General features: G+C 40.2%; 22 protein-coding genes. 10 read left to right on the top strand and 12 right to left on the bottom strand.

Annotated elements, in window-relative coordinates; genetic code table 11:
* Positions 1–12 precede the first annotated feature (12 nt).
* Positions 13–1,449 (top strand): hypothetical protein, encoded by a 1,437-nt coding sequence (locus EFY79_RS01330; RefSeq protein WP_123118864.1) that lies wholly within the window; start codon positions 13–15, stop codon positions 1,447–1,449.
* Between the two features lie 33 nt (positions 1,450–1,482).
* Here the strand turns inward: EFY79_RS01330 and EFY79_RS01325 are convergent, their stop codons facing one another.
* Entirely contained in the window at positions 1,483–1,941 is a 459-nt protein-coding gene (locus EFY79_RS01325; RefSeq protein WP_123119216.1) for an SRPBCC family protein, read from the bottom strand.
* An 82-nt stretch (positions 1,942–2,023) separates the two neighbouring features.
* Positions 2,024–2,416, bottom strand: a complete 393-nt coding sequence (locus EFY79_RS01320) for a VOC family protein (RefSeq protein WP_123118863.1) — start codon at positions 2,414–2,416, stop codon at positions 2,024–2,026.
* 371 nt (positions 2,417–2,787) lie between these two features.
* Between EFY79_RS01320 and EFY79_RS01315 the strand changes: the two genes are divergently transcribed.
* Positions 2,788–4,476, top strand: a complete 1,689-nt coding sequence (locus tag EFY79_RS01315; RefSeq protein ID WP_123118862.1) for an amino acid permease — start codon at positions 2,788–2,790, stop codon at positions 4,474–4,476.
* Positions 4,477–4,584: 108 nt separating this feature from the next.
* Here EFY79_RS01315 and EFY79_RS01310 read toward each other — a convergent pair whose 3' ends face one another.
* The 5 genes from EFY79_RS01310 to EFY79_RS01290 all read right to left on the bottom strand — a co-directional run bounded on the left by EFY79_RS01310 (position 4,585) and on the right by EFY79_RS01290 (position 9,289).
* Positions 4,585–6,693, bottom strand: a complete 2,109-nt coding sequence (locus EFY79_RS01310) for a prolyl oligopeptidase family serine peptidase (protein ID WP_123118861.1) — start codon at positions 6,691–6,693, stop codon at positions 4,585–4,587.
* Between the two features lie 216 nt (positions 6,694–6,909).
* Positions 6,910–7,791 carry an ACP S-malonyltransferase gene (gene fabD / locus EFY79_RS01305; RefSeq protein WP_123118860.1) on the bottom strand — a complete coding sequence of 294 codons (882 nt, stop codon included), beginning with the start codon at positions 7,789–7,791 and terminating at the stop codon, positions 6,910–6,912.
* A gap of 12 nt (positions 7,792–7,803) precedes the next feature.
* Entirely contained in the window at positions 7,804–8,409 is a 606-nt protein-coding gene (gene folE, locus EFY79_RS01300) for a GTP cyclohydrolase I FolE (RefSeq protein WP_123119215.1), read from the bottom strand.
* 28 nt (positions 8,410–8,437) lie between these two features.
* A complete protein-coding gene (locus EFY79_RS01295) occupies positions 8,438–8,854 on the bottom strand; it encodes a 6-pyruvoyl trahydropterin synthase family protein (protein ID WP_123118859.1) in 417 nt (138 codons plus the stop codon).
* Between the two features lie 24 nt (positions 8,855–8,878).
* Positions 8,879–9,289 (bottom strand): 6-pyruvoyl trahydropterin synthase family protein, encoded by a 411-nt coding sequence (locus EFY79_RS01290; RefSeq protein ID WP_123118858.1) that lies wholly within the window; start codon positions 9,287–9,289, stop codon positions 8,879–8,881.
* A gap of 71 nt (positions 9,290–9,360) precedes the next feature.
* On the opposite strand from EFY79_RS01290, the gene mqnB reads away from it, so the two are divergent.
* The gene (gene mqnB, locus EFY79_RS01285; RefSeq protein WP_123118857.1) at positions 9,361–9,984 is read left to right on the top strand and encodes a futalosine hydrolase; all 624 of its coding nucleotides are present in this window, start codon (positions 9,361–9,363) and stop codon (positions 9,982–9,984) included.
* A gap of 11 nt (positions 9,985–9,995) precedes the next feature.
* The gene (locus EFY79_RS01280) at positions 9,996–10,838 is read left to right on the top strand and encodes a 1,4-dihydroxy-6-naphthoate synthase (RefSeq protein ID WP_123118856.1); all 843 of its coding nucleotides are present in this window, start codon (positions 9,996–9,998) and stop codon (positions 10,836–10,838) included.
* A gap of 147 nt (positions 10,839–10,985) precedes the next feature.
* Here the strand turns inward: EFY79_RS01280 and EFY79_RS01275 are convergent, their stop codons facing one another.
* The 4 genes from EFY79_RS01275 to thrS form a co-directional block, all read right to left on the bottom strand.
* Positions 10,986–11,666 carry a response regulator transcription factor gene (locus tag EFY79_RS01275; RefSeq protein WP_199727405.1) on the bottom strand — a complete coding sequence of 227 codons (681 nt, stop codon included), beginning with the start codon at positions 11,664–11,666 and terminating at the stop codon, positions 10,986–10,988.
* A gap of 245 nt (positions 11,667–11,911) precedes the next feature.
* Positions 11,912–12,481 (bottom strand): translation initiation factor IF-3, encoded by a 570-nt coding sequence (infC, locus tag EFY79_RS01270; protein ID WP_123118854.1) that lies wholly within the window; start codon positions 12,479–12,481, stop codon positions 11,912–11,914.
* Positions 12,482–12,509: 28 nt separating this feature from the next.
* On the bottom strand, positions 12,510–12,803 hold the full coding sequence (locus EFY79_RS01265) for a hypothetical protein (RefSeq protein ID WP_123118853.1): 294 nt from the start codon (positions 12,801–12,803) through the stop codon (positions 12,510–12,512).
* Between the two features lie 26 nt (positions 12,804–12,829).
* Positions 12,830–14,767 (bottom strand): threonine--tRNA ligase, encoded by a 1,938-nt coding sequence (gene thrS / locus EFY79_RS01260; protein WP_123118852.1) that lies wholly within the window; start codon positions 14,765–14,767, stop codon positions 12,830–12,832.
* Positions 14,768–14,906: 139 nt separating this feature from the next.
* Between thrS and EFY79_RS01255 the strand changes: the two genes are divergently transcribed.
* From EFY79_RS01255 to EFY79_RS01245, 3 genes are all read left to right on the top strand, one after another.
* Positions 14,907–16,034 (top strand): SPOR domain-containing protein, encoded by a 1,128-nt coding sequence (locus EFY79_RS01255; RefSeq protein WP_148041822.1) that lies wholly within the window; start codon positions 14,907–14,909, stop codon positions 16,032–16,034.
* A 261-nt stretch (positions 16,035–16,295) separates the two neighbouring features.
* Positions 16,296–17,678 (top strand): phosphoglucosamine mutase, encoded by a 1,383-nt coding sequence (gene glmM, locus EFY79_RS01250; protein ID WP_123118850.1) that lies wholly within the window; start codon positions 16,296–16,298, stop codon positions 17,676–17,678.
* Between the two features lie 180 nt (positions 17,679–17,858).
* Positions 17,859–18,986 (top strand): cysteine desulfurase family protein, encoded by a 1,128-nt coding sequence (locus EFY79_RS01245; protein ID WP_123118849.1) that lies wholly within the window; start codon positions 17,859–17,861, stop codon positions 18,984–18,986.
* 90 nt (positions 18,987–19,076) lie between these two features.
* Here EFY79_RS01245 and ligD read toward each other — a convergent pair whose 3' ends face one another.
* Positions 19,077–20,759: a non-homologous end-joining DNA ligase gene (ligD, locus tag EFY79_RS01240; RefSeq protein ID WP_123118848.1), complete on the bottom strand. Its 1,683-nt coding sequence runs from the start codon at positions 20,757–20,759 to the stop codon at positions 19,077–19,079.
* A 245-nt stretch (positions 20,760–21,004) separates the two neighbouring features.
* On the opposite strand from ligD, the gene EFY79_RS01235 reads away from it, so the two are divergent.
* From EFY79_RS01235 to EFY79_RS01225, 3 genes are read left to right on the top strand one after another with little or no spacing between them, the layout of a single operon-like run.
* Positions 21,005–22,348 carry a Gfo/Idh/MocA family oxidoreductase gene (locus EFY79_RS01235; protein WP_123118847.1) on the top strand — a complete coding sequence of 448 codons (1,344 nt, stop codon included), beginning with the start codon at positions 21,005–21,007 and terminating at the stop codon, positions 22,346–22,348.
* 58 nt (positions 22,349–22,406) lie between these two features.
* Positions 22,407–23,888 (top strand): sodium:solute symporter family transporter, encoded by a 1,482-nt coding sequence (locus tag EFY79_RS01230; protein WP_123118846.1) that lies wholly within the window; start codon positions 22,407–22,409, stop codon positions 23,886–23,888.
* 49 nt (positions 23,889–23,937) lie between these two features.
* Positions 23,938–25,002, top strand: a complete 1,065-nt coding sequence (locus tag EFY79_RS01225) for a Gfo/Idh/MocA family protein (RefSeq protein WP_123118845.1) — start codon at positions 23,938–23,940, stop codon at positions 25,000–25,002.
* The last annotated feature ends 113 nt before the right edge of the window (positions 25,003–25,115 follow it).

Here is a 25,115-nt window from a genome sequence, read left to right as displayed (position 1 = left end):
AAATTGTAACTAATGAGGATACCGGAAGATCCATTTTTTTCTCCCAGGAAAGTTTCATTTCAAACCAAACACCCGCTACTCTTCTTCATCTTATTTCCTGCTATTACTATGATGCTCGGCTGGGGCCTGCGAAGTTTTATCGGCGGTGGTCCTTATGGCGCAATGATTCCCGGAGCGCTGGTGATGATTGCCATCTGCCTTTTGCTCGATATTCCGGTTTCGTTAGCAGCAACAGCCATCGTATTCGGAACCGTAGGAACAGCCATGGGCGATGCGATGACCTATAGCCAAACCATTGGTTTTCTCCGCAAGCCCAATGGATTATTGTGGGGGTTTTTCGGAACCAGTCTTAAAGGTGGTATATGGGGATTGCTCAGCGGACTGTTTATTGGCTTGGGACTGGTGTATCAAAGACTAAAATTTAAAACCATTCTCATTGGATTTGTGGTATTTATAATCGGGTTCGTGATAGGTTTGAAATTAATTAACGACCCCAAAGTAATCTATTTTTCCGATCCGTTTAATAAGCCGAGAAGTGAATTTTGGGCAGGATTTTTATTCGGAGCAGCCGGCTTATTAATTTACCTGAAAACAAAACTCAATGCTGAAGACTGGAAGGTTATTTTAAGATTCGTTGTGTATGGCGCGTTGGGCGGCCTGTTAGGCTTTGGATTGGGATCTCTTTGGATTGCATTTGGCTTTCAGTATGGCGCTGCATTCATAATAACTGACTGGTGGAAGGTGATGGAATTTTCGTTTGGATTTATATTAGGCGCTTTTCTGGGTTTTGCAGCATGGAAGAGTCAAAATGTAGACGTCCGCTCGTATCGAAAAAAAGAAATAAAAATTAATTATTCATTTTCCATAGAGGTGATTGCTTTTATTCTGATAGGTTTTTTTGTATTTGCTACATTGGAATTATTTGATACGTACCTGAATGTGGTTAAGAAGCATGACACCACGCTTTACGGAATTATAGGAACTCCGGGAAGAGTGATCATCAACTACGCCTTTATTGGATGCCTGTTAATAATTATTGCTCTTCGCTGGCCGTTTCTGTCATATCAAATTGCGATTTCATTAACTTTTGTTCATTGTATGATCGATCTGATTATTGACGATGGGCTTTTTCATAAGCTACAATCGCTGCCGTTGGTTATTATGGCAATTTTACTCGCAGCAGGATTACTCATTGGTGTACTGGTGGCCATTTTTCAAAGAAGGCCTTTTGTTTTAAAATCAATGTTTTTGTTGCTCTTATGGTCTGCTATTACTGTGGCTATGGTAAGAATGGTTGCAAATGGCACATTTAATTTCGATCCGGGCCATTCAATTGCACAGATTATTTTTGGCGATCTTTTTGTTTTTGACGTCTTTATTATTTCGGCCATCATTATATCCCTGCTCGTAATAAGAACTAACAGGCCTGCCGCAATCATGGAAATATAAAAGCCCAGCCAAAGCAATCAATGTTTATTTCAATCACAGTTGCACCTTTTTACGCATTTGTGGCTGCCCTTTTCCTGTAGCGATAAGTTCATAAAGACTGCCTTTAAAAAATTGATCCCAACCCTTTACGCACATTTCATAACATTCTACCCCGGGAACCAAACCGATATGCGTAAATGAAATCCTTGTCTTGCCGTCAGAAGATACAATAGTAAAATCCATTTGAGTATTGCTCCACTCCTTTTTATCGGCAAGCCAATTGAGGTTGCTGTCTGTTACCAACCACCTCACTTTTTTACCCGGAACTGACTCAATTATTTTGAAGGCAACAAAATTTCCATCGCCCCAATCAATAATAAATTCATCATTTAAATTTTCAGTCTTGCCTTCAAGGTTTTCTGACCACCATTTTGTTACCTTATTAATACTGCTGAATGCTTCTTCAGGCGATTGTGCTACTTCAATAGCAGCACTATAGTTTTTATTTTCCATTTTGATTATTTTTTCAGCAACAAAATTAAACCTGCAGCAACCGGGAAAATTGTAAAAAACGGAAGTGCTGCTATGGCCTTGCTTAATTATCAAATTCATGAAATTCGCTAACCACCAAATAATATCCGTCAGGATCGCGAAGAGCGAATTCTCTTTTTGCGGAATTGGGGTTTAAATGGATATCTTCCTCGATTACACAGCCTGCATCTTTAGCTTTTTTGTAGAACGATTGCATATTTTCTGTCCGGAAATAAAGCATTAACCCGTTGCCGGCTGTAATCGTATCATCTTCCAATGTGGGGTGGTGATCCATTTTCCATTGATGAAGTAATAAAACAACTTCGCCGTTGGAGGATTTCAACACAGCAAAACCGTGGCCTTCCGGCGACGCATTGGTGAAATCAAATATTCCGGAATACCACTTTGCGCTGCTATCCACATCTTTTACCGCTATGATTGTATTTAATTTATCCATTCGATTGAAATTTTATTGTCAACAGGGAGTGATGCCAACGAGCAAAGCCTGCTTATTAATTGCACATTATTCATGCCACTAAAGAATCTCATTTACCTACTAGAAGTTTAGAACGATACAGCAAATCAATAAATATCCTGTTTTTTATTTTAATGCTATACCAGGAAGTTCTTATTCAATAAAGGCCGTTGAATTTAGAAGGATGAGAAGGATTCCGCTGGCCTGATGTCAACTTTATTATTAGCCAAACTTCTGTAACAATGGATAATGCGCAATTGTAAGGTTTTAGGCTTTGTAGTGCATTAAAACTTTTTGCGGTTTTTTTAAATTATTCCTTACTTTTCCGCATCTTTAAAAAAAAACAACCCAAAATGAGTTTGTTTGTTAGAAAACCAATCAATGTGCTGCTTAATGAAGCGTCTCAAACCGGCGATCAAACCCTTAAACGCACATTGGGGCCAATGTCATTAGTCGCTTTAGGTATTGGAGCTGTTATTGGCGCAGGATTATTTTCGATCACCGGGATGGCTGCCGCAAATTATGCCGGGCCGGGCATTATGATTTCATTCGTGATCGCAGCTGTTGGTTGTGCATTTGCCGGCCTTTGCTATGCTGAATTTGCTTCTATGATTCCCGTTGCAGGAAGTGCTTATACCTATTCTTATGCTACCATGGGCGAGTTCATCGCCTGGATTATTGGCTGGGATTTGGTTTTGGAATACGCGGTTGGTGCAGCTACGGTGGCATCCAGTTGGGCGGGATATTTTGGAGAATTATTTAAATCATTTGGTGTAGCGCTGCCGCCCGAGCTTATGATGACACCATTTGATTCTGTGACCACAACCAGCGGAGAAATAATTCATGGATTTTTTAATTTGCCGGCAGTATTTATAGTAGTAATCATGTCGCTGATACTGATACGCGGCACAAGTGAATCTGCCTGGGTAAATGGTATCATTGTGGTTTTAAAAGTCTCAATTGTAATTGTATTTGTAGTTATCGGTTTCCAATATATTCGCCCCGAAAATTTAAAGCCGCTAATTCCAAAAAATACCGGAACATTCGGAAGCTTTGGATGGTCAGGAATTATACGGGCAGCGGCGGTCGTTTTCTTTGCATATATTGGATTTGATGCTGTGTCGACAGCGGCGCAGGAAACTAAAAACCCGAAGAAGGCTATGCCCATCGGGATATTAGGCTCGCTTGCCATCTGCACAGTTCTCTATATTTTCTTTGCTTATGTGATGACCGGCGTGGCGAATTACAAAATGTTTAATGTGGGAGGAAGTGCCGACCTGGCACCGGTTGCCATCGCCATTAAACAAATGGGGCCTGTGGGTATTAATGGAATTGTTACACCGGCCTATCCCTGGTTAAACACAATGATTATTATTGCCATTCTACTGGGATATTCGTCAGTGATATTGGTTATGCTTTTAGGGCAAAGCCGTGTTTTTTATTCAATGAGCACTGATGGATTGCTTCCAAAAGTATTTTCTCAAATCCACAGTAAACACCGCACTCCTTTCAAATCAAACCTGCTGTTTATGATTTTTGTGAGTGCGTTTGCCGCGTTAGTTCCGGGAAGAATTGTAGGTGAAATGACGAGCATAGGAACTTTGTTCGCATTTATTTTAGTGTGCCTGGGCGTATTGGTAATGCGCCGAAGCATGAAAGATGCTCCGCGCGCATTCAGAGTGCCATTTGTTCCATTGATTCCTATTTTAGGCGTGCTGGTTTGCCTTGGCATGATGGTATTTCTTCCGTTTGATACCTGGATACGCCTGATAGTTTGGATGCTGATCGGCCTTGATATTTATCTGGCTTACGGAATGAAAAGAAGTCACCTCAATATAGATGGCGCTTTTGATAGAAAAGGAAATAAGACTGTGGGTATTTGTGGAATTTCGTTGGCTGTGTTATTAATCATTCTCGCTTTTGCACATCATTATAGCGCCCCGGTTCCTGATATTGCATTGTATTACTTTTCACTTGTATTTGCCTTTATTCACCTGCTTTATTTTGGAATGAGGCTGATAAAAAGAGCCAGGGCAGTTTAGTAATTATCTTTTAATAAAGAAAAGCCGCTTCAATCCGAAGTGGCTTTTCTTTTGAAAACAGTGAACAAACTTTTAGCCGGAATTTTTATTTTGGTAGCTAAATATGATTTATTTAAAATCCATTCCCAAATTGTACATCACAAAACTCCAGATATCGGCGGCTTCTTCAATTTGCTTGTCGGTAGGTTTCCCTCCGCCATGCCCGGCTTTGGTTTCAATCCGGATTAATGTGGGATTGGTTCCATCGTTGTAAGCCTGCAAGGTTGCAGCAAATTTAAAACTGTGAGCAGGCACTACGCGATCGTCATGGTCTGCCGTTGTCACCAGCGTGGCCGGGTATTTTACACCGGGCTTTAAATTTTGCAAGGGAGAGTATTTAATAAGATTCTTGAAATCTTTTTCATTATCGCTTCTTCCATATTCAGTAGCCCACGCCCAGCCGATGGTAAATTTATGATAGCGCAACATATCCATCACACCTACCTGGGGGATTGCCACTTTAAAAAGTTCGGGCCGCTGACTCATTACAGCGCCTACTAACAAGCCGCCATTGCTGCCTCCGCGTATGGCTAATTTGGAAGGATTGGTATATTTTTTTTCAATTAAAAATTCAGCCGCGGCTATAAAATCATCAAAAACATTTTGCTTGTTTTGTAACATTCCTCCTTCGTGCCATGCTTCGCCATACTCACTTCCACCGCGAAGATTCACTTCTACAAACACGCCGCCCTGGTCAAGAAAAAATGCATTTGAAATAGAAAACGCCGGCGTAAGTGAAATATTGAAGCCACCATACCCATACATTAACACCGGATTATTTCCATCCAGCTTTAGTCCTTTTTTATAGGTGATAAACATCGGCACTTTTGTACCGTCTTTGCTGATGCAAAATGATTGCAACGTTTGATAATTATCCGCATTCACTTTCGCTTCACTTTTCCGAAATAAGGTGGACGTGTTATCTTCAATGTTATACCTGAATGTGGCGGTGGGGTAATCAAAAGACGTATAGGAATAAAAAAGTTCTTTATCTTTTTTATGGGCTGAAAAGCCGACCGCAGTGCCTATTCCAGGCAATTCAACATGCCTGGCATAATGGCCTTTATAATCTGTTTGATATACTCTGCTTGATGCGTCTTGCAAATACGTTAGAAATAATTTTCCACCGGCAGTTCCTGCAGTTTCCAGCAATTCTTTTCTCTCAGGAATCACCGTTTCCCAATTTTTTGCTGATGGATTTTTTGGGTCAATTAAAACCACTTTATAATTTGGCGCGCCTGCATTTGTGCGAACCAAAATTTTATCACCATCATTATCTATCACATTTGATTCAGTATCGAAGCCTTTTATCAATAAAACAAAATCATTTTTTGCAGAAGAATTTTTCATGTCCTTCACCCAAATTTCAGAGCCGCTTGTGCCTTCGCTTTTGGTTATAGTTAAAAAGCGTTCATCTTCTGTAAGGTGCGCTCCTATTATTCTTAACGGATGTTCTGTGTCCTCATAAATTAATTTGTCGTCTTTCTGTGGTGTGCCAATCATGTGATAATAAACTTTGTGATGCTGGTTTTGTTGCGTCAGCTTTTCTTTATCATCAGTTTCAGGATAGCGGCTGTAATAAAAACCTTCATCGTCTTTCCAGGATGTGCCGCTAAATTTTATAAAACGCAACTCATTTTTTAGCAAACTCTTGTCTGCCACATTCATCAGGTGAGCAATTTCCCAATCGCTGCCTGCCTGTGCTTCCAGGTAAACTGCGTATTTATTATTTCTGCTAAACGAAGGTGTATTTATAGATGCAGTGCCATCGCTGCTCAATTTATTCGGGTCAATAAAAACTTCAGGTTGTGCCTGTAATCCTTTCTGCCGGTACAATACAGACTGGTTTTGCAATCCGTCATTTTTATAGAAATAATAAAAATCACCTTCTTTAAATGGCGCACCATATTTGGTATAATTCCACATTTCTTTAAGTCGGGCTTTTACTTTTTCTCTAAAAGGAACTTTAGATAAGTAATCCTGCGTGACTTTATTTTCCTCTATAACCCACGCTTTGGTTTCAGCGCTGTTATCGTCTTCCAGCCAGCGGTATGGGTCTTTTATAATGGTTCCAAAATAATTATCTTCCTGGTCAACTTTTTTTGTATCAGGATATTTTATTTGAGAAAAGCCTGTTGTAATTATTGTCATCAGTAATATGGAAAAAATAATCTTCATGATAATCTTCTATTGATTTATTGAAGATAATTCTATTTTTAAATTAAGCCCAACGATAAAAAGACAGTGAAGGAATAAATATTTCGATTTTTTATTTTGGCAAATCTGTTAAAGAAATTAAGAAGAGAAAACCTTGTTGGAGAACTAAACTATCTAAACCTTTTTAAAACTAATCTTCCTAAACTTATCTATTAAGAATTTAACTGGCATTAACCTCTATCCAATTCCATCCACTTTCACTTCCTTGTTTATCTTTGAAATTAATCCCTGCAAAACCTTGCCTGGGCCGCATTCTGTAAACTCGGTTGCGCCATCATTAATCATTTGCTCCACAGTTTGCGTCCATTTTACCGGCCCGGTTAGCTGCGCAATAAGATTTGATTTTATTTCAGAAGGGTCGGTAACTGCTTTGGCCACCACGTTTTGATATACGGGGCAAAAGGGAATATTAAATTTTGTTTTTTCAATCGCTTCGGATAATTCTTCTTTTGCCGGCTGCATCAAAGGCGAATGAAAAGCGCCACCCACAGGAAGAACCAGCGCCCGTTTTGCACCAGCTTCTTTTAATAAAACACATGCTTCCTCAATTCCTTTGACAGAGCCTGAAATCACAATCTGTCCGGGGCAATTATAATTAGCGGGTACTACAATTTCATTTATTATGGAAGCGCAAATTTCTTCTACTTTTTTATCATCAAGCGCGAGGATAGCCGCCATAGTAGAAGGGTTTATTTCGCAGGCTTTCTGCATCGCTTTTGCTCTCACTGCCACCAAATTAAGCGCATCTGAAAAACTTAAACAACCATTTGCCACCAATGCAGAGAATTCGCCGAGCGAATGTCCGGCTACCATATCCGGCGTTGCAGTTGCCAGCGTTTTAAAGGCAATTACAGAATGTAAAAAAACCGCGGGTTGCGTAACATTCGTCTGTTTCAACTCATCTGCAGTTCCAAAAAACATAACGTCAGAAATCGGAAAGCCAAGTATGTCATTGGCTTCATCAAACAACAATTTTGCCTGTTCATTTTCATCATACAGGTTTTTACCCATTCCAATAAATTGCGATCCCTGTCCGGGAAAAACAAAAGCGTGCGCCATAATTTCTATTTTTTATTTTCTTTTGATAAGGTCTGCACTTATTAAACTGATAAACTCATGCCTTGTGGTTTGTTTTTCAAACTCGCCAAAAAATGCAGAGGTGGTGGTAACAGAATTTTGTTTTTGCACGCCGCGCATCATCATGCATAAATGTTCGGCTTCAATAACTACCCCCACTCCCAAAGGATTCAGAGCATCTTTGATCGCGTCTAAAATCTGGGTGGTTAATCGCTCCTGCACTTGCAATCTTTTAGAGAAAATATCAACGACGCGGGCAATTTTGCTCAGGCCGGTTATCCAGCCGTTCGGGATATATGCGATATGCGCTTTTCCAAAAAAAGGAAGCATGTGGTGCTCACACATGCTGTATAATTCGATATTTTTTACCACGATCATTTCGCTGATGTCTTCATGAAATTTAGCTGAATTCAACACAGCGCCTGCATCCTGCCCGTATCCCTGGGTACAATATTGCATTGCTTTTGCAATACGCTTAGGCGTTTTTATTAATCCCTCCCGATCAGGATCTTCGCCAATGAGCCTGATGGTTTCCCTGTAATTTTTAATGAGATCATTGGTCACATCTTCATCGTAATGCTCAATTCTTTTATAAGCCATACATGTTCTTTTTTTAGCAAAAATAAAATCAGGCTGCCGGATATTCCACAAAATTTCTTTCGGTTTCATACAGGCGCACCTGCAGTTGTAACTCATCATCTATTTTTTCGCGAAGAATATTATAAATAAGAATTGCGATATTTTCTGTAGTAGGGTTCATGTGTGAAAATTCGGCAATATCCAGGTTAAGATTCCGGTGATCCAATTTATTAGTAACGTGCTGCTTTATCAGGTCGCTCAGAAGTTTTAGATCTATTACAAATCCCGTGTCAGGCGCGGGTTCACCTGTTACTTTTACCACCAGTTCATAATTATGGCCATGGTAATTTGGATTGTTGCATTTACCAAATACCGCTACATTTTTATTCACGTCCCATTCCGGGTTGTTAAGCCTGTGGGCCGCACAAAAATGTTGTTTTCTAAAAACCGATACCTTCTTGTTCATTATTGATGTTGAATAATTATTTTTTTAACTCCCAAAATATTCTACAAAAATCCTTGGGGTTTCATAAAGTTTTACAGAGTGTAATATCACGCCGGGCGGTAAATGGAGCGATAGCTGTTGCCAAATAGCGATGGCAAGATTTTCTGCCGAACAAAGTTTTCCTTTCATCATCGCTACATCTACATTCAGGTTTTTATGGTCAATTTCTTCGATAACAAACTTGTTAATCAATTTTCCTAAGGTGGACGCATTGATTACAAATCCTGTGTCAGCAGACACTTCGCCCTTTACCGTTACGTGCAAATCATAGTTGTGGCCATGCCAGTTTTCATTGGCACACTTACCAAATTCCTCTTCATTTTTTTCTTTGCTCCACGCTTCATTATACAATTTATGAGCAGCATTAAAGTGTTCTACCCGCGTTAAAAATATCATGAGGATGCCAATTTTTTTTCAAAGGTAACCCGATGAATTCATAATATGGAGGGAATTGCGAAATTCGCAGCATGAAAGTACTGATTGTGGCTGCTACTGAATTTGAAATTAAACCACTTATTCAAACGCAAAAGAATGTTGAAATTCTTATAACAGGCATCGGGATTACAGCTACAATTTATCATCTCACAAAAAAGTTGCTTACCAATCATTACGACCTTATCATACAGGCCGGCATAGCAGGCATGTTTCCCGGGAAGTTCAATCCGGGCGCGGTTTTAGTTGTAAAGGAAGATTCTTTTGCTGATGTAGGAATTGAAGAAAAAGGTGCCTTTCAAACTCTTTTTGAATATGGATTTTTGGATAAAAATGAATTCCCGTTTTCTGATGGAAAACTTCCGAATCCATCCGGGGTTTTAGAAAAAATCCCTTTATCGGCGGCAACCGCCATCACCGTTAATATGGTAAGCGACAACATTGCTCGCAATGAAAAATCAAGGGAAAAGTACCACTCAGATATTGAAAGCATGGAAGGCGCTGCATTTCATTATGTTTGTCTTCAGCAGAAAATAGATTTTTTGCAAATAAGAAGTATTTCAAATGTGGTAGGTGAAAGAGATAAATCGAGATGGACGATAGATTCAGCAATCAGAAATCTCAACAATGAATTGATAAAAATAATTGGCGACATATAATAAATAAGGATATGAATTTTACTCTTGGGTTTTCTCCGTGCCCTAACGATACTTTTATTTTTGATGCGCTGGTAAATAAAAAAATAGATACAGGCGATTATCATTTTTCGGTAAGATTGGAAGATGTGGAAACGCTGAATGAACTGGCAAAAAAGGAAACATTGGATTTTACTAAAATCAGCTATGGCGTATTGCCACTTGTGGCCGAAAAGTATAAGGTGCTCAACAGCGGAAGCGCTTTAGGCAAAGGCGTTGGGCCGCTACTCATTTCCAAAAAGCCTGTGGATTTTGCAAAAGTCGAAAACTACAACATTGCTATTCCCGGAGAAAATACTACGGCTCATCTTTTGTTTTCACTTGCTTTTCCAAATGCAAAAAATAAAGTGTTCAAAAGATACGATGAAATAGAAGATGCTGTGTTAAATTCTGATGAGATATTGGGCGTCATCATTCATGAAAACCGCTTCACTTATATGAATAAAGGTTTGTACAAAATCGTAGACCTGGGAAATTACTGGGAAGAAAAAACTTCGCTGCCAATACCTTTAGGAGGCATCGTTGGCAAGAGGTCACTAGAGCAAAATATTCTCAAAGACGTTGATGCACTCATTAAAAAAAGTATTGAGTACTCATTTGCCAACTATCCTTTTATTTCGGATTATATTAAAAAACATTCACAGGAAATGGAAGAAGAGGTAATGAAAAAGCATATTGATTTGTATGTAAATAATTTTTCAATTGGCCTTGGCACAGACGGGCAAAATGCAATAAAACAATTAATGCAGATTTATCAAAACCTCCGCAAAAAATCCGGCATTCACAACGAACTAAGCCATGATTTATTTTTGAAATAGAATAATCTATTGAAGCAGCTTTAAATTTTCTGCTTAACGGAAAATAAAAACAAGAGATAAAAGTTCATTTACTGTCGGCAAAAAAAAATTGCCCATTCCTTTATATATTGAATGAGCAAAATAAATAGTCAGGCTCGGTAAATACGATTAACTCTCCTGGTCGAGCAGGTTATTTTTAACAGCGTACATGATGAGTCCGGCGGTGCTTTTGGTGCCGGTTTTCACTTTTAATTTGTCACGGATAGCTTCAATAGTTCGTGGACTGAGATCAACTGCTTCCGCAATTTCACGTGTGCTTTTTTCTTCACACATCAGCCTCAGGATCGTAATTTCTTTATCAGAAAGTACGGTATCCTCGTGCGAAGCCCTAAAAGGAGAGGCTACATTTTTTTGCCTCAGGTTATTGAGCAATGCTTTATTGGTCAATGCATTAAAATAGAATTCCTGTTGATAGCATGTTTTGATGGCCTCATAAATTACTTCCGCATCGGAAGTTTTTACGAGATAGCTGTTAGCGCCAAGTTCCATCAGTTTGGTAATTACACTCTGGTCGTCCAGCAATGTGAGCATAATTACTTTGATGCCCGGATAATTCTTTTTGATTTCAGGCAGTGCAGTAATACCGTCCATTATCGGCATCTGAATATCTAGTAAAATTACATCGGGTTTAATACCCTTCAGCATATTCAGAAGATGAGCGCCATTATCCGCTTCAGCAATTATTTTAATATCCTTTTTGGAGGAAAGAGCAGTTTTCACCCCTGCCCTGTAAAGAACATGATCGTCCACAATCATCACACTGATCACATTCCCGGTTTCTTCTTTCATAATTTCAATGAGTTTATTATTGTTAGCATGCCCACAAAGTTTTGATTTGTATATAATGAATTACAACGAACAATTACTAAAACTAAGTAAGCGTAATAATACGTCTCTAAAACGCAAAATAACCTACATTATTTTACAAATGAAAATGATTTAATTAAAAGGCTGTAAATTAACTATCTGTTTCTGTTAACAGGCCACAAAAAAGCACTACGCGGAGGTAGTGCCTTTATAAAAATGCTGCAGATTTATTTTTTCTTCTGACTTTTCGGGGCAAAAATAGCAAACATTCTTTTTCCCTCTAATTTGGGCATGCTTTCAAGAGTACCTACATCTACCAGCCTTTCGGCAAATTTTAGCAACAATAATTCGCCTCTTTCCTTAAACATAATGGCGCGGCCCTTGAACTGCACGTAAGCTTTTACCTTGTTGCCATCTTTTAAAAAATTTTCAGCATGTTTTGATTTGAAATCAAAATCATGGTCATCGGTGTTGGGCGTAAAGCGAATTTCTTTTACTTCAGAAACTTTGCTTTTGGCCTTCATATCCTTTTCACGTTTCTTTTTTTCATAAAGAAACTTATTATAGTCTATTATCTTACAAACGGGTGGGTCAGCATTGGGAGATATTTCTACAAGGTCAAGACCTTGTTCATTTGCAATTCTTTGTGCTTCTATTGTGTTATAAATTCCGGCTTCAATATTTTCACCAACTAACCGTACTTGCGGCACTCTTATCATGTGATTGGTACGGTGTTCTTGTTGTTGTTCTTTTTTAAAACGCGGATTAAAGCCCCTCGGGCGCGGTGGAAATGCCATTAATTGATTTTAGGTTATAAATTTATTTCTATTTGATTAAGAATATTTTGATTATCGACAATATTAATCCTACGACAGCTATTCCGGTACTCACTATCCAAATAATATTATTATTAAATCTTTTTTCAACTTCTATTTGGAATCTTAATAAATCCTGTTTTAACGTCGAAATATCTTCTTTTGTAGAAAGAAGATTTGATTTGCTTTCAAGTTTTGCTTCAATGATTTGTTCAATTTCCGGTACTACAATTTTTGCATCATCCTTATTATTAAAATGACGCTGCAAAATTTCATAGATTTTAAAAGATTGAGTCGTAGTCACTGAACCAAATTGTTAAATTCTTCAATTTACTGTGTTTTATTTCCAACTTCTTCCCTGATTTCCTTAATCACTTCGTCAAGTGATTTTGATCCTAAATCCCCCTTTCCCTGCCTTCTTACGGAAACCTTCTGGTCGTTCACTTCTTTTTCACCAATAATAAGCATTACCGGAATTTTAGCCAATTCTGTATCCCTGATTTTTCTGCCTATCTTCTCGCTCCGGTCGTCAATTTCAGCACGAATATCATTATTTTTTAATTGAAATAAAACATTTTCAGCATAAGATTTAAATTTATCGCTTATTGGCAAAATTTTCACCTGCACGGGCACAAGCCACATCGGAAATTTACCTGCACAATTTTCTATCAATACCGCTATAAACCTTTCCAGGCTTCCAAATGGTGCACGATGTATCATCACTGGCCGGTGTTTCGCATTGTCTTCTCCAATATAAATAAGGTCGAATCTTTCAGGCAAATTATAATCAACCTGGATGGTTCCCAACTGCCACTTTCTGCCGATGGCATCACGAACCATAAAATCCAGCTTGGGGCCATAGAAGGCGGCTTCTCCATATTCAATCACCACATTTTCCAATCCCTTCTCACTCACCGCTTCCACAATATCTTTTTCCGCGCGTTCCCAGTTTTCATCGCTTCCTATATATTTTGTGCGGTCGTTTTTATCGCGAAGTGAAATCTGTGCTGTATAATCATTAAAACCAAGAGATTTAAAAGTATATAAAACGAGGTCGATTACTTTTTTAAATTCATCTTTTACCTGCTCCGGCATGCAAAACAAATGCGCATCATCCTGGGTAAAGCCGCGCACCCTGGTGAGCCCGTGTAATTCACCCGATTGTTCATAACGGTACACAGTTCCAAATTCTGCAAGGCGGATGGGCAAATCTTTATAGCTTCTCGGCGCCGATTTATAAATTTCACAATGGTGAGGGCAGTTCATCGGTTTTAGAAGAAATTCTTCACCTTCAACGGGGGTTTTTATGGGCTGAAAACTATCTTTTCCATATTTTTCATAGTGCCCGCTGGTAACATACAGGCTTTTCGACCCGATGTGAGGTGTAATTACAGGAACATACCCTGATTCCATCTGCGCTTTCTGCATAAAATCCTGTAGCCGTTGCCGGAGCATGGCTCCCTTCGGCAACCACATAGGCAAGCCTGCTCCCACCTTTTCAGAAAAGGTAAACAATTCCAGTTCCTTCCCTATTTTGCGGTGATCTCTCTTTTTTGCTTCTTCCAGAAACACAAGGTATTCATCCAACTCCTTTTGATTGGGAAATGTAATGCCATAAATGCGTGTGAGCATTTTATTTTTTTCATCCCCTTTATAATAGGCGCCGGCAATATTGGTAAGCTTGATGCCTTTTATGAAACCGGTAGATGGAATGTGAGGACCGCGGCATAAGTCAGTAAATTGCCCCTGCGAATAAAAAGTAATTTTTCCATCCTCAAGGCCAGAAAGCAAATCCAGTTTGTACTCATCTCCCTTTTCTTCAAAATATTTTATAGCGTCAGCCTTTGAAATTTCCTTGCGCAAATATGGATTATCTTGTTTGCTCAGTTCTTTCATTTTATTTTCCAGCTTCTCCAGATCGCTGTCCGTAATTACGCTATCACCAAGATCCATGTCATAATAAAATCCGTTTTCGATGGGAGGGCCTACCCAAAATTTTACTCCCGGAAAAGTATCTTCTACCGCCTCGGCCATCAGGTGAGCAGAAGAATGCCAGAATGTTGATTTTCCCTTTTCATCCTCCCATTTCAAAAAATTGACCGTAGCGTCTTCTTTTATGGGACGCGACAGATCCCACACTTCACCATTAACCTCCGCTGCAAGAATTTTTCTTGCCAGCCCCGCGCTGATTGACTTTGCAATCTCCATTGATGAAACCCCTTGTTCGTATTGCCTTACAGCCCCATCAGGAAAAGTAATATTGATCATTCTATGCTCTGTAATTTTTAGTTTTTATTTAATTCTTTATGGGCAAATTTAACGAAGTATTAGACAAAGATGCTATTCCTTTGGGTGTCTGAATTATTAAATAACAATTAATTTAGACCGAATCAATTCCCCCGCTATAATGAAAAGATTTTTTACTCTTTTATGTTTGATGTTGTTCAATTATTCTTTGTTCGCACAGGAATCCTACGCACAAAATTTTACCAACAACAAATATTCCCCTCATACAAAATCTTCTGATAAAAAATCTGTCAATTTTAATGGTCAATGGAAAGGAACATTCAATGTAACGCTGCCTCCGGGTTATTACAGCATCGGCGGAAATACCAATGAATATGTGCTTGAATTAACTACTCAAGGTTCTGAAGTGAACGGGTATTCCTACACATATTATTCAGAAGGATTAAAAAAATATTATACGATTTGCAGGATAAAAGGCATCATCAACCGCAATACCAACACCCTTGAAGTGAAAGAAGTGGAAAGAATAAAATCCAACACACCGCCCGACATCACCAATTGTTTTCAAATTCATAAGCTGCATTATGAAAGAGATACAGGCAATATAGAGATTTTAAGGGGAAACTGGATTCCTGCACCGAACCAGGCGTGCACCGATACAGGAACTACCTTTCTTTCACGCAGAGTAGTAAATCCTTTGCCTATCGGCTATATGCCGCGGAATAAACCACCGCATAACGCCACTGCAAAAGCACCGGCAAAAAAACCGGCACACAAAAACCCGGTAGCCACGGCAAGACCTAAGCATCCACCGGTAAAAAAAGAAGTAGCTCCGCAAAAACCAACCATACAAACACCGGATCGCGTACAGGATCTTGCAAAAAAAGATTTTGAGGATGATGCTCACAAGCCGCCGACGATTTCATCTACTCCATCAGGGTTTAAAAACCGGCGGAAGGATATTGTAAAAACCATCACTATTACTGAACCCACATTCAAGTTGGATTTTTATGATAATGGTACCGTGGATGGCGACTCAATCACCGTATTTTACAACGGAAAGATAGTTTTATCGAATCAGCGGCTTTCTGAAAAGCCAATTTCTCTTACGCTTGCAATAGACAAAAATGCGCCGGAGAATATTATAACGATGTATGCGGATAACCTGGGCTCTATTCCTCCAAATACTGCACTAATGGTAGTTACAGACGGCACTAAGAGATACGAGGTCCGGATTGAATCGGATACAGAAAAAAGCGGCAGCGTAGTTTTCAAATCAGCTAAATAAAAAAAGGCTTTTTTATTGCTTTACTGTTGCATTATATTTCAATGGCAATTTTTAAGCAATTGGAATCATGCCCGAAGAAGCCTTAATGGTGTAACCAGCTTTGTCATAATTTCCAAATAGATACTGCTTCTGCAATCCATTGTACGAAAGCATTCCCACAAAATCATCGAACAAAATTCAGATGTTTTTACGCATCTTTCACAAGCGTTGCTTTCATTTCAACAAAGAAAAACGGTAAATTTGCTCCATTAAATTATTCATGTGGCATTGATCAAAAGTATTTCCGGCATCAGGGGCACGATAGGAGGAATTCCGGGAAAAAATCTTACTCCTTTAGACATTGTAAAATTTACAGCTGCATTTGCAAGTGCATTTGATCAAAATTCAGCCAATAAAAAAATTGTAATAGGCCGCGATGGCAGAATCAGCGGAAGCATGGTGAGCAGTATTTGTGCAAACACTTTGCTGGCTTGTGGATTTGACGTGGTTGACCTTGGGCTTACCACTACGCCGACGGTAGAAATTGCGGTGAAGGAAGAAAAGGCTGCCGGTGGAATTATATTAACCGCCAGCCATAATCCGCAGGAATGGAATGCGCTTAAATTGTTAAATCAGGATGGCGAATTTTTGGATGCTGCCGAAGGCGAAAAAGTATTGTCCATAGCTGAAAACGAACAGTTTCATTTTGTTCCTGTTTCTAAATTAGGCAAATACCGGAAGGATGATTCTTACCTGAACAGGCATATCGACATGGTAGTGAATTATGAACTGGTAGATGTAGAAGCCATTAAGAAGGCGAAGTTTAAAATAGTAGTAGACCCGGTAAACAGTTCAGGTGCTATTTATGTTCCGGCTTTGCTAAAAGCGCTTGGCGTAAAAGATGTAATCACCATCAACGAGGACGTGCATGGAAAATTTGAACACAACCCTGAGCCTTTACCCAAAAACCTGATTGGCCTCAGCAATGAAGTTACCAAACAGAACGCTTCGCTGGGCATAGCCGTTGATCCCGATGTGGACAGGCTTTGCTTTGTTTGTGAAGACGGAAGCATGTTTGGCGAAGAGTATACGCTCGTTGCAGTAGCAGATTATGTTTTGGGTAAAAGAAAAGGAAATACAGTGAGCAACATGTCTTCCACCAAATCGCTGAAAGAAATTACCCACAAGCATGGCGGCGAATATTATCCTTCCGCGGTGGGTGAGGTAAATGTGGTGAGCAAAATGAAAGAAGTGAAGGCTGTGATAGGCGGCGAAGGCAATGGCGGCATCATTGTGCCGGATTTTCATTATGGCCGCGATGCACTCATCGGCATTGGTTTATTCCTGTCGCATCTGGCCCATTCCAAAAAAAGCATTAAGCAATTAAGAGGAATGTATCCGGATTATTTTATTTCAAAAAATAAAATAACCCTCGAAAATAACGTGGATGTAAACGAGATTTTCCGAAAAATAAAAGACAAGTACAAGAACAATCCGATGAATACCGAAGACGGATTAAAGATAGAATTCGGCAACGATTGGGTTCATCTTCGCACCAGCAATACTGAGCCGATTCTGCGGATTTATTCCGAAAGTAATTTTGAAACCACCGCCGAGAATATCGCAAAGAAAATCATGAAAGATATTCATGAAGTGATGAGCTAATTAGCTGATTAGCTAATTAGCCAATGTGAAAATTCGAAAATGTGAAAATGTGAAAATTGGCTACCATCACCAGTGAAACAATGTAACAATACAACGATGTATCCATCCAATAATTCAATAATCTAATAATTCAATAATTTAATAATCCAATAATCCAATAATTTAATAATTTAAAAAAAATTGCAAAGAATTTATTTTGATAATGCAGCTACCACCCCTTTGGATCCTGAAGTATTTGAAGCCATGCTACCTTATTTTACAGAAAAGTTTGGAAATCCTTCCTCCATCTATTCTTACGGAAGAGAAACAAGAATGGCTATCGAAAATGCCAGGAAAACAGTGGCAAAAATTTTGAACGCGCATCCTTCTGAAATTTTTTTTACAAGTGGCGGCACAGAAAGTACCAATACGGCAATCCATGCGGCAGTAAACGATCTTGGCTGCATGCACATCATCAGTTCACCGCTGGAACATCATGCTACGCTGCATTCTATCGAACATCTTGCAGCAAAAGGAAAAATAAAATTATCTTATGTAAACATTTTACCCAACGGCTTAATCGATTACGAAGACCTTGAAAGGCTTTTAATGGAATGCAATGAAAAATGTCTTGTCACCCTGATGCATGCGAACAATGAAATTGGTAACATGACTGATATTGAAAGGGTATCTGATCTTGCAAAAAAATATGATGCCATCTTAAATGTAGATACTGTGCAGACGGTTGGCCATTTCCCCATTGACCTTCAAAAATTGCATGTCCATTTTATTAATGCAGCGGCACATAAATTTCATGGACCAAAAGGAGTGGGAATGTTATACATCAACCGCGATATTAAAATTCATCCGCTGATTAATGGCGGCAGCCAGGAAAGAAATATGCGTGCAGGCACTGAAAATATTTATGGTATCGTAGGTCTTGCAAAAGCACTTCAGATGGCTGTTGACAATATGGAAAAAGAAAGCAGGCATATTTTGGAAGTTAAAAATTATATGAAAGAACAGTTGCTCAAAAATATTCCGGGCGTCCGGTTCAATGGCAACCAGGATGGCAAATGCCTGTATACTGTGTTGAGCGTGGCTTTTCCGAGGACTGAAAAATCTGATATGCTTCTTTTTAATCTTGATATCAACAACATTTGCGCGAGCGGCGGCAGCGCCTGCACTTCTGGTGTAGAAGCCGTAAGCCATGTCATAAAAACTATTTCTCCGGAATCCGATCAGGCTACAGTCCGGTTTTCATTCAGCAAATTCAACACAAAAGAAGAAGTGGATGTGGTAGTGAACAAACTAAAAGAAATAATGTAGCATTTTACAGTAAATCAATAAATAAATAAAGTTCTTCTTTTACTGTTAACCACCTTTTCTGCTAATGCCGGTTTTCCCTGAATTTTTTTATTAGCTTTTGTTGCTACTTTTTTTATCGGATGTTTTGATGATTTTTTCTTCTTCGGTTTTGCTCAGTGGAATTTCACGAACCACCTTTTCGGGGTTCTTATCTTTTCTGAAACCAAGAAAAGTAGCGGGTTTGCGGATGCGCCCGGATTTGGTCCAGGTGGCAAACCTAAAATTGGCTACCAGCTCCGGTTTTACAAAATGGAGTATTGCGCCTTTTGTATCGAGTATTTTATTTACAAACGGAGATTCATCTATCTCCAATGCTTTTAATTTTTTTAAAATGGCCGGCATCTCCTTTTCTTTAAAACCTCCGCCTGAGCGCCCAATCCATTCCAACTGGTGATCCTTATTGTACGCGCCAAAAAGCAACGACCTGAAGGCCCTTCCATGCACAGATTCCGCCCAGCCACCGATTACAAATTCCTGCCTTTTTTCAGTTGGCAATTTTAGCCAATCACTATTACGCTTTCCCTGCTGGTATTGGCTTTGTCTTTTCTTGGCAACAATTCCTTCCAAATCCTGGTCTTTTATCAAATCATAAAGTTTCAGGCCATCGTCAAAATGATCACTGAATTTTAAAACTCCGTTAAAAGGAATTACTGCCCCAAGAATTTGCTTTCTTTCGGTCAATGGCAATTGCTGAAGATCATAGCCTTTGTAGTAAAGAATATCAAACAGGTAAAAAGCGAGCGTCGTTTCCTTTGTGGTCTTTTGCAGCGCATCAAAATCAGGATGGCCTTCATTATTCAAAGCCACAATTTCACCATCCACAATAATATCGGTTTCCAATTCGCTCAATGCCTTTGCCACGGCGGGATATTTATGCGTGTAATCCAAACCGCTACGCGAACTCAGTTTCACTTTCCCTTTTTTTATTGAAGCAATGATGCGGTAGCCATCAAATTTTACCTCGAACAAATATTTAGGATCACTAAAGGGTTCTTTGATAAGCGTACAAAGCATGGGGTCCACATTTTTTAAAAATGCGCTTTTAGTTCCTTTTTTTAATAAGTCGTCTATCGTTTCAGTTTTGTTTTCCGAGGTTTCGGTCTCAGCGTCATCAGCGACCGATTTTGTTTTTTGTTCCCTGTGACTTTTCCATTCTTTAGCCGGATGCGCTTTTACCTGCTCCAATGTTTTGTGAGATAATACAGATTTTTCTTTTTTGGTGATATCCGCTGTGGATACATATTCATCATCTTTCTTTACCAACAGCCACGCATTGTCACCCCGGCTTTTTGTTTTCACGAGCGAAAATTCTCCCTTCAGTTTTTTTCCTTTTAAAACAAAAGAAACCGATCCTTCGTAAAGATGATGAAGCAGTGATTTTTCATTTTCTTTTTTAGATTTCTTTTTTTCTGCAGGCTCATAAGTGCCTTCATCCCAAACAATCACCGTACCTGCGCCGTAGCCTGAGGGAATGATGCCTTCAAAATTCCTGTAATCCCATGGATGATCTTCCACCATCATAGCCAGTCTTTTTACCGATGGGTCCATTGACGGGCCTTTGGGAACGGCCCAGCTTTTTAGCACGCCCTCCATCTCCAGCCTGAAATCATAATGCAAATGAGACGCATGATGTTTCTGCACCACAAAATGTAATTTATCACCCGTTGGCTTGCCTCCTGTTGGCTCCGGGGTCTTATCAAAAGCTCTCTTTTTTTTGTATTGGGTTAAAGACATAAAAATGGTTAAATGATTTTCTTAGAGGTTACAAAAAATAAGCCATTGAAGGCCCATCAGCCAAAATAAAAAATGAAATTATTTATGCGTTTACTGCAACCATCGCTTATGTTCATTATTTCTGCGATGAAATTTCAATAGAATTTTATAATAGATTTGTTGATAACCGATTGAGGGAAAGTATTGCAGCCTGGTGATATGAATTCTGCACGAACAAAAATTTTTACACCTAAATCAATTCAGATATGGAAGATTCAAGGAGGGGATTTATTAAAAAATCTCTTGCAGCATCCGCAGCCATTTCATTGGGAGGCATTTTACCTTCGTTTGACGCTAAAAGCTACGGCAATATTTTAGGAGCGAATGAAAGAATAAAAGTCGGAATTATGGGCGTTCATGCGCGCGGCCTTGCGTTGGCTCATAATTACGCCAGCCAGAAAAATTGTGAGGTGCTTTATATTTCTGATGTAGACAGCCAGTCCATGAATAAATGCATCAACGAGGTGGAAAAAATCCAAAATGTAATGCCCAATGCAGCGCCGGATTTTAGAAAAGCTTTGGAAGATAAATCGCTGGAAGCGCTGGTAATTGCAGCGCCCGACCACTGGCATGCGCCCGCCGCTATCCTTGCGTGCAAAGCAGGTAAGCATGTGTATGTAGAAAAGCCCTGCGCTCACAATCCTCATGAAGGGGAATTGCTGGTGGCAGCAGCAAGGAAATACAACCGGCATGTGCAAATGGGCTCGCAGCGCCGCTCGTGGCCAAATGTAATGGAAGCGGTGAAAGCCGCACAAAACGGAATAATTGGCCGGGTATATTTTGGTAAAGGATGGTACACCAATAACCGCCCTTCAATTGGCACCGGCAAAAAGATGGAAATTCCCTCATGGCTGAATTTTGATTTATGGCAGGGACCGGCGCCCCGTGAAGATTACCGCGACAACATACTTCATTATAATTGGCATTGGTTCTGGAATTGGGGAACCGGCGAATCCGGCAACAATGGCGTTCACATGGTGGATTTGCTACGATGGGGAATGAATCTTGAATATCCCATAAGTGTCAGTTCATCAGGAGGCCGTTACCGTTATGATGACGACTGGCAAACTCCCGATACGCAGGTGATAGCGTGGAAATTCCCCGGGAAAAAATTAGTGCAATGGGAAGGCAGAAGCTGCAATGGGCGCGACATAGAAGGCTCAAGCGTAGGAGTTGCCTTTTATGGGGAAAATGGAACGCTCGTAATTGATGGCGGAAATTCTTATAAAATTTATGACCTCAACAATAAGTTATTGAAGGATGTAAAAAACAATTATGCGGTGGATCCACACAACACTGTTGACCCGTCAAAAAACCTGGATGCGCTGCACATTCAGAATTTTTTTGATGGCATTCGCAACGGCGCGTCATTAAATGCAGAAATAATGAAAGGCTATCAAAGTACGTTACTCAGCCTTCTTGGCAACATCGCTGTGCGCACCGGAACCACGCTGACAACTGATGAAAAAAACGGCCATATTTTAAATAATGAAGAAGCCAATAAATTTTGGAAAAGGCAGTACCAGCCGGGATGGGAACCGGTTGTCTAAAGCAGGCATTCAATTTTGATTCATCACTTACCTCCTGTTTAATTATTAAAATAAATACATGGCGCTTGATACGACAGACCTGGTAGTAATTATTCTATTTTTTGCAAGCATGCTGGTGATAGGAATTTTGTCTTATTTCAAAAGCCGCAATTCCGAAGATTATTTTGTGGCCGGTGGCAAATTGCCGTGGTGGCTGGCAGGAATTTCTCACCATGTGTCGGGGCATAGCGGCGCCGTGTTTGTAGCCTATGCAGCGGTTGCTTATACCCACGGGTTTACCATGTATATGTGGTGGGCCTTGCCTGTTGGCGTAGCCATCGTTGCAAGCGCTCATTTTTTTCCTGTTTACTGGGTGCGCCTGCGAAAAAACTTCCACGTGCAATCACCGCTTGAATATCTTAAAGCGAGGTACAATTTGGCCACCCAGCAAATTATTGCATGGGCGGGTGTGATTCTAAAAATATTTGATGTAGGTGCTAAATGGGCAGCCATCGGGATTTTGCTTCACGTGGTAGCGGGCATTCCTATGGCAACAGGCATTCTTGTGTCTGGCTGCGTCACGCTTATCTATGTTACATTTGGCGGCTTATGGGGCGTAATCATTACTGACCTGATCCAGTTTATTGTGCAGGTGCTTGGTGGGATTGTAATGTTTGTGTTGGTAGTGCAGTATTTGGGCGGATGGGATTCTATCCTCGAAATCTGGAAAGAGCTTCCGCCGGCGCACAGCCAGTTATTCCCCGAACCCTATACCGCCGGGTTTGTAATCATTATGTTTTTTCTTTATTTCTTGAGTTATAACGGCGGTAGCTGGAGCCTGGCAACCAGGTATATTTCTTCTTCATCTGAAAAGGAAGCATCAAAAGCCGCACGCCTGTCGGGTATTTTGTATTTAATTTGGCCTTTAATTTTGTTTTTCCCCATGTGGGCAGCGCCAATTATTTTACCGGGGCTTTCACAACCAAATGAGTCTTACGGCTGGCTAATGCTTAAAATTTTACCCCAGGGAATTATCGGGTTGGTAATTGCTTCTTTGTTTGCTGCCACCATGGGCATGACCTCCTCTGACGTGAACACTGTAGCTGCGGTTATCACGCGCGATATTCTTCCGGTGATTTCACCAAAACTCAGAGATGATAAAAGTTCGCTGCGCACCGCACGCATAACCACTTTTATTTTTACATTGGCAACGCTGGTGATAGCCTTAAACTATGAACGATTTGGAGGCGTGCTCGGATTAATTGTGAACTGGTTTGCCGCCCTGCTGGGGCCCACGGCCATGCCGTTAATCCTAGGGCTTATCCCAATGTTTAAAAGATGCAATGCTGCCGCAGCGATTGCTTCTATTGCGGCCGGATTACTTACATTTATCATTACAAAAAATATCGGACCTCACAGCCTCGCCATAGACGTAGGGTTGCCTTCAATAATTTCAGCAATTGTATTTATCTGCGTTGGCTTCGCAAATAAAACGGCCTCGCCGGTGGTGACAAACATGATGGCTTCGCTTAAAAAATCAACGCAGGTAAATACTCATTGACTTTAAGAATAAAAAATTCCAATTTTCAATCACATAAATTCAAAAAAGCATGACTTCCTATAACCGTCGCAAATTCATTACCACTACCGCTACTACAGGGATTGGCCTTGGGCTGATGGGCAGTTTATCTCCGCTCTTTGCTAAAAGTGAACCATCCGCAAAAAGAATGGGTATTATCGGGTTGGATACCTCTCATAGTGTAGAATTTACAAAAGCGCTGAACGGCGCAGATGCCTCTGCCGATTTTGGCGGTTACAAAATCGTAGCGGCTTATCCGCAGGGCAGCCTTGATATTGAGTCGTCCGTATCACGCCTACCGGGCTATACGGAAGAAGTAAAAAAAAGAGGTGTGGAAATAGTAAGCAGTATTCCTGCTTTACTTGAAAAAACCGATGTGATATTGCTGGAAACTAATGACGGCCGGCGCCACCTGGAGCAGGCCATTCCTGTATTGCAAGCAGGCAAAACACTTTTTATTGACAAACCCATCGCTGCTTCCCTTGCCGATGCCATCGTAATTTTTGAGCTGGCCAAACATTATAAAGTGCCCGTATTCTCATCTTCTTCCCTGAGATATATGGAGAGTGCACAGCAAGTGGTAAATGGTAAAGTTGGTAAAGTGCTGGGCGCTGATGCTTACAGCCCCTGCACGATAGAAAAAACGCATCCTGATTTTTTCTGGTATGGCATTCATGGTGTAGAACTTTTATACGCCGTGATGGGAACCGGCTGTAAAAGCCTTATGCGCGCCCACACTGAAGGAACCGATGTGGCCGTGGGCACATGGGCTGATGGGCGAATTGGCACCTTTCGCGGCACACGCACGGGCAAACATACGTATGGCGGAACTGCATTTGGCGAACTGGGAGATGCTGTTCTTGGCCCTTTTGAAGGATACAATTCTCTGTTAATACAAATCATCCAGTTTTTTAAAACAGGCCAGGCGCCCGTTAAAGCAGAAGAAACCTTAGAAATCTGCGCTTTTATGGAAGCGGCGGATGAGAGCAAAAAAAGAAATGGCAGCAGCGTAAGCCTCAATGAAATTTGGGCGCGGGCAAAAAAATCAGCAGATAAAAGATTGAACCAAATACTTGAAAATAAAAAACCGGTATAAAGGTTTGTTTACTGCTCGCTGCTTCGCATTTCTCTCTAACTAAAGGCTTATGTAACCATCCGGATTCGAAAATAAGACAAGGGAATTTGCTTACTTTTTAACAACTTGTTTTT

The organism is Hanamia caeni, from assembly GCF_003721595.1.
Taxonomy (GTDB): domain Bacteria; phylum Bacteroidota; class Bacteroidia; order Chitinophagales; family Chitinophagaceae; genus Ginsengibacter; species Ginsengibacter caeni.
Note: the sequence above shows the minus strand (reverse complement) of the source record. Positions and strands in the feature narration are given on the sequence as shown.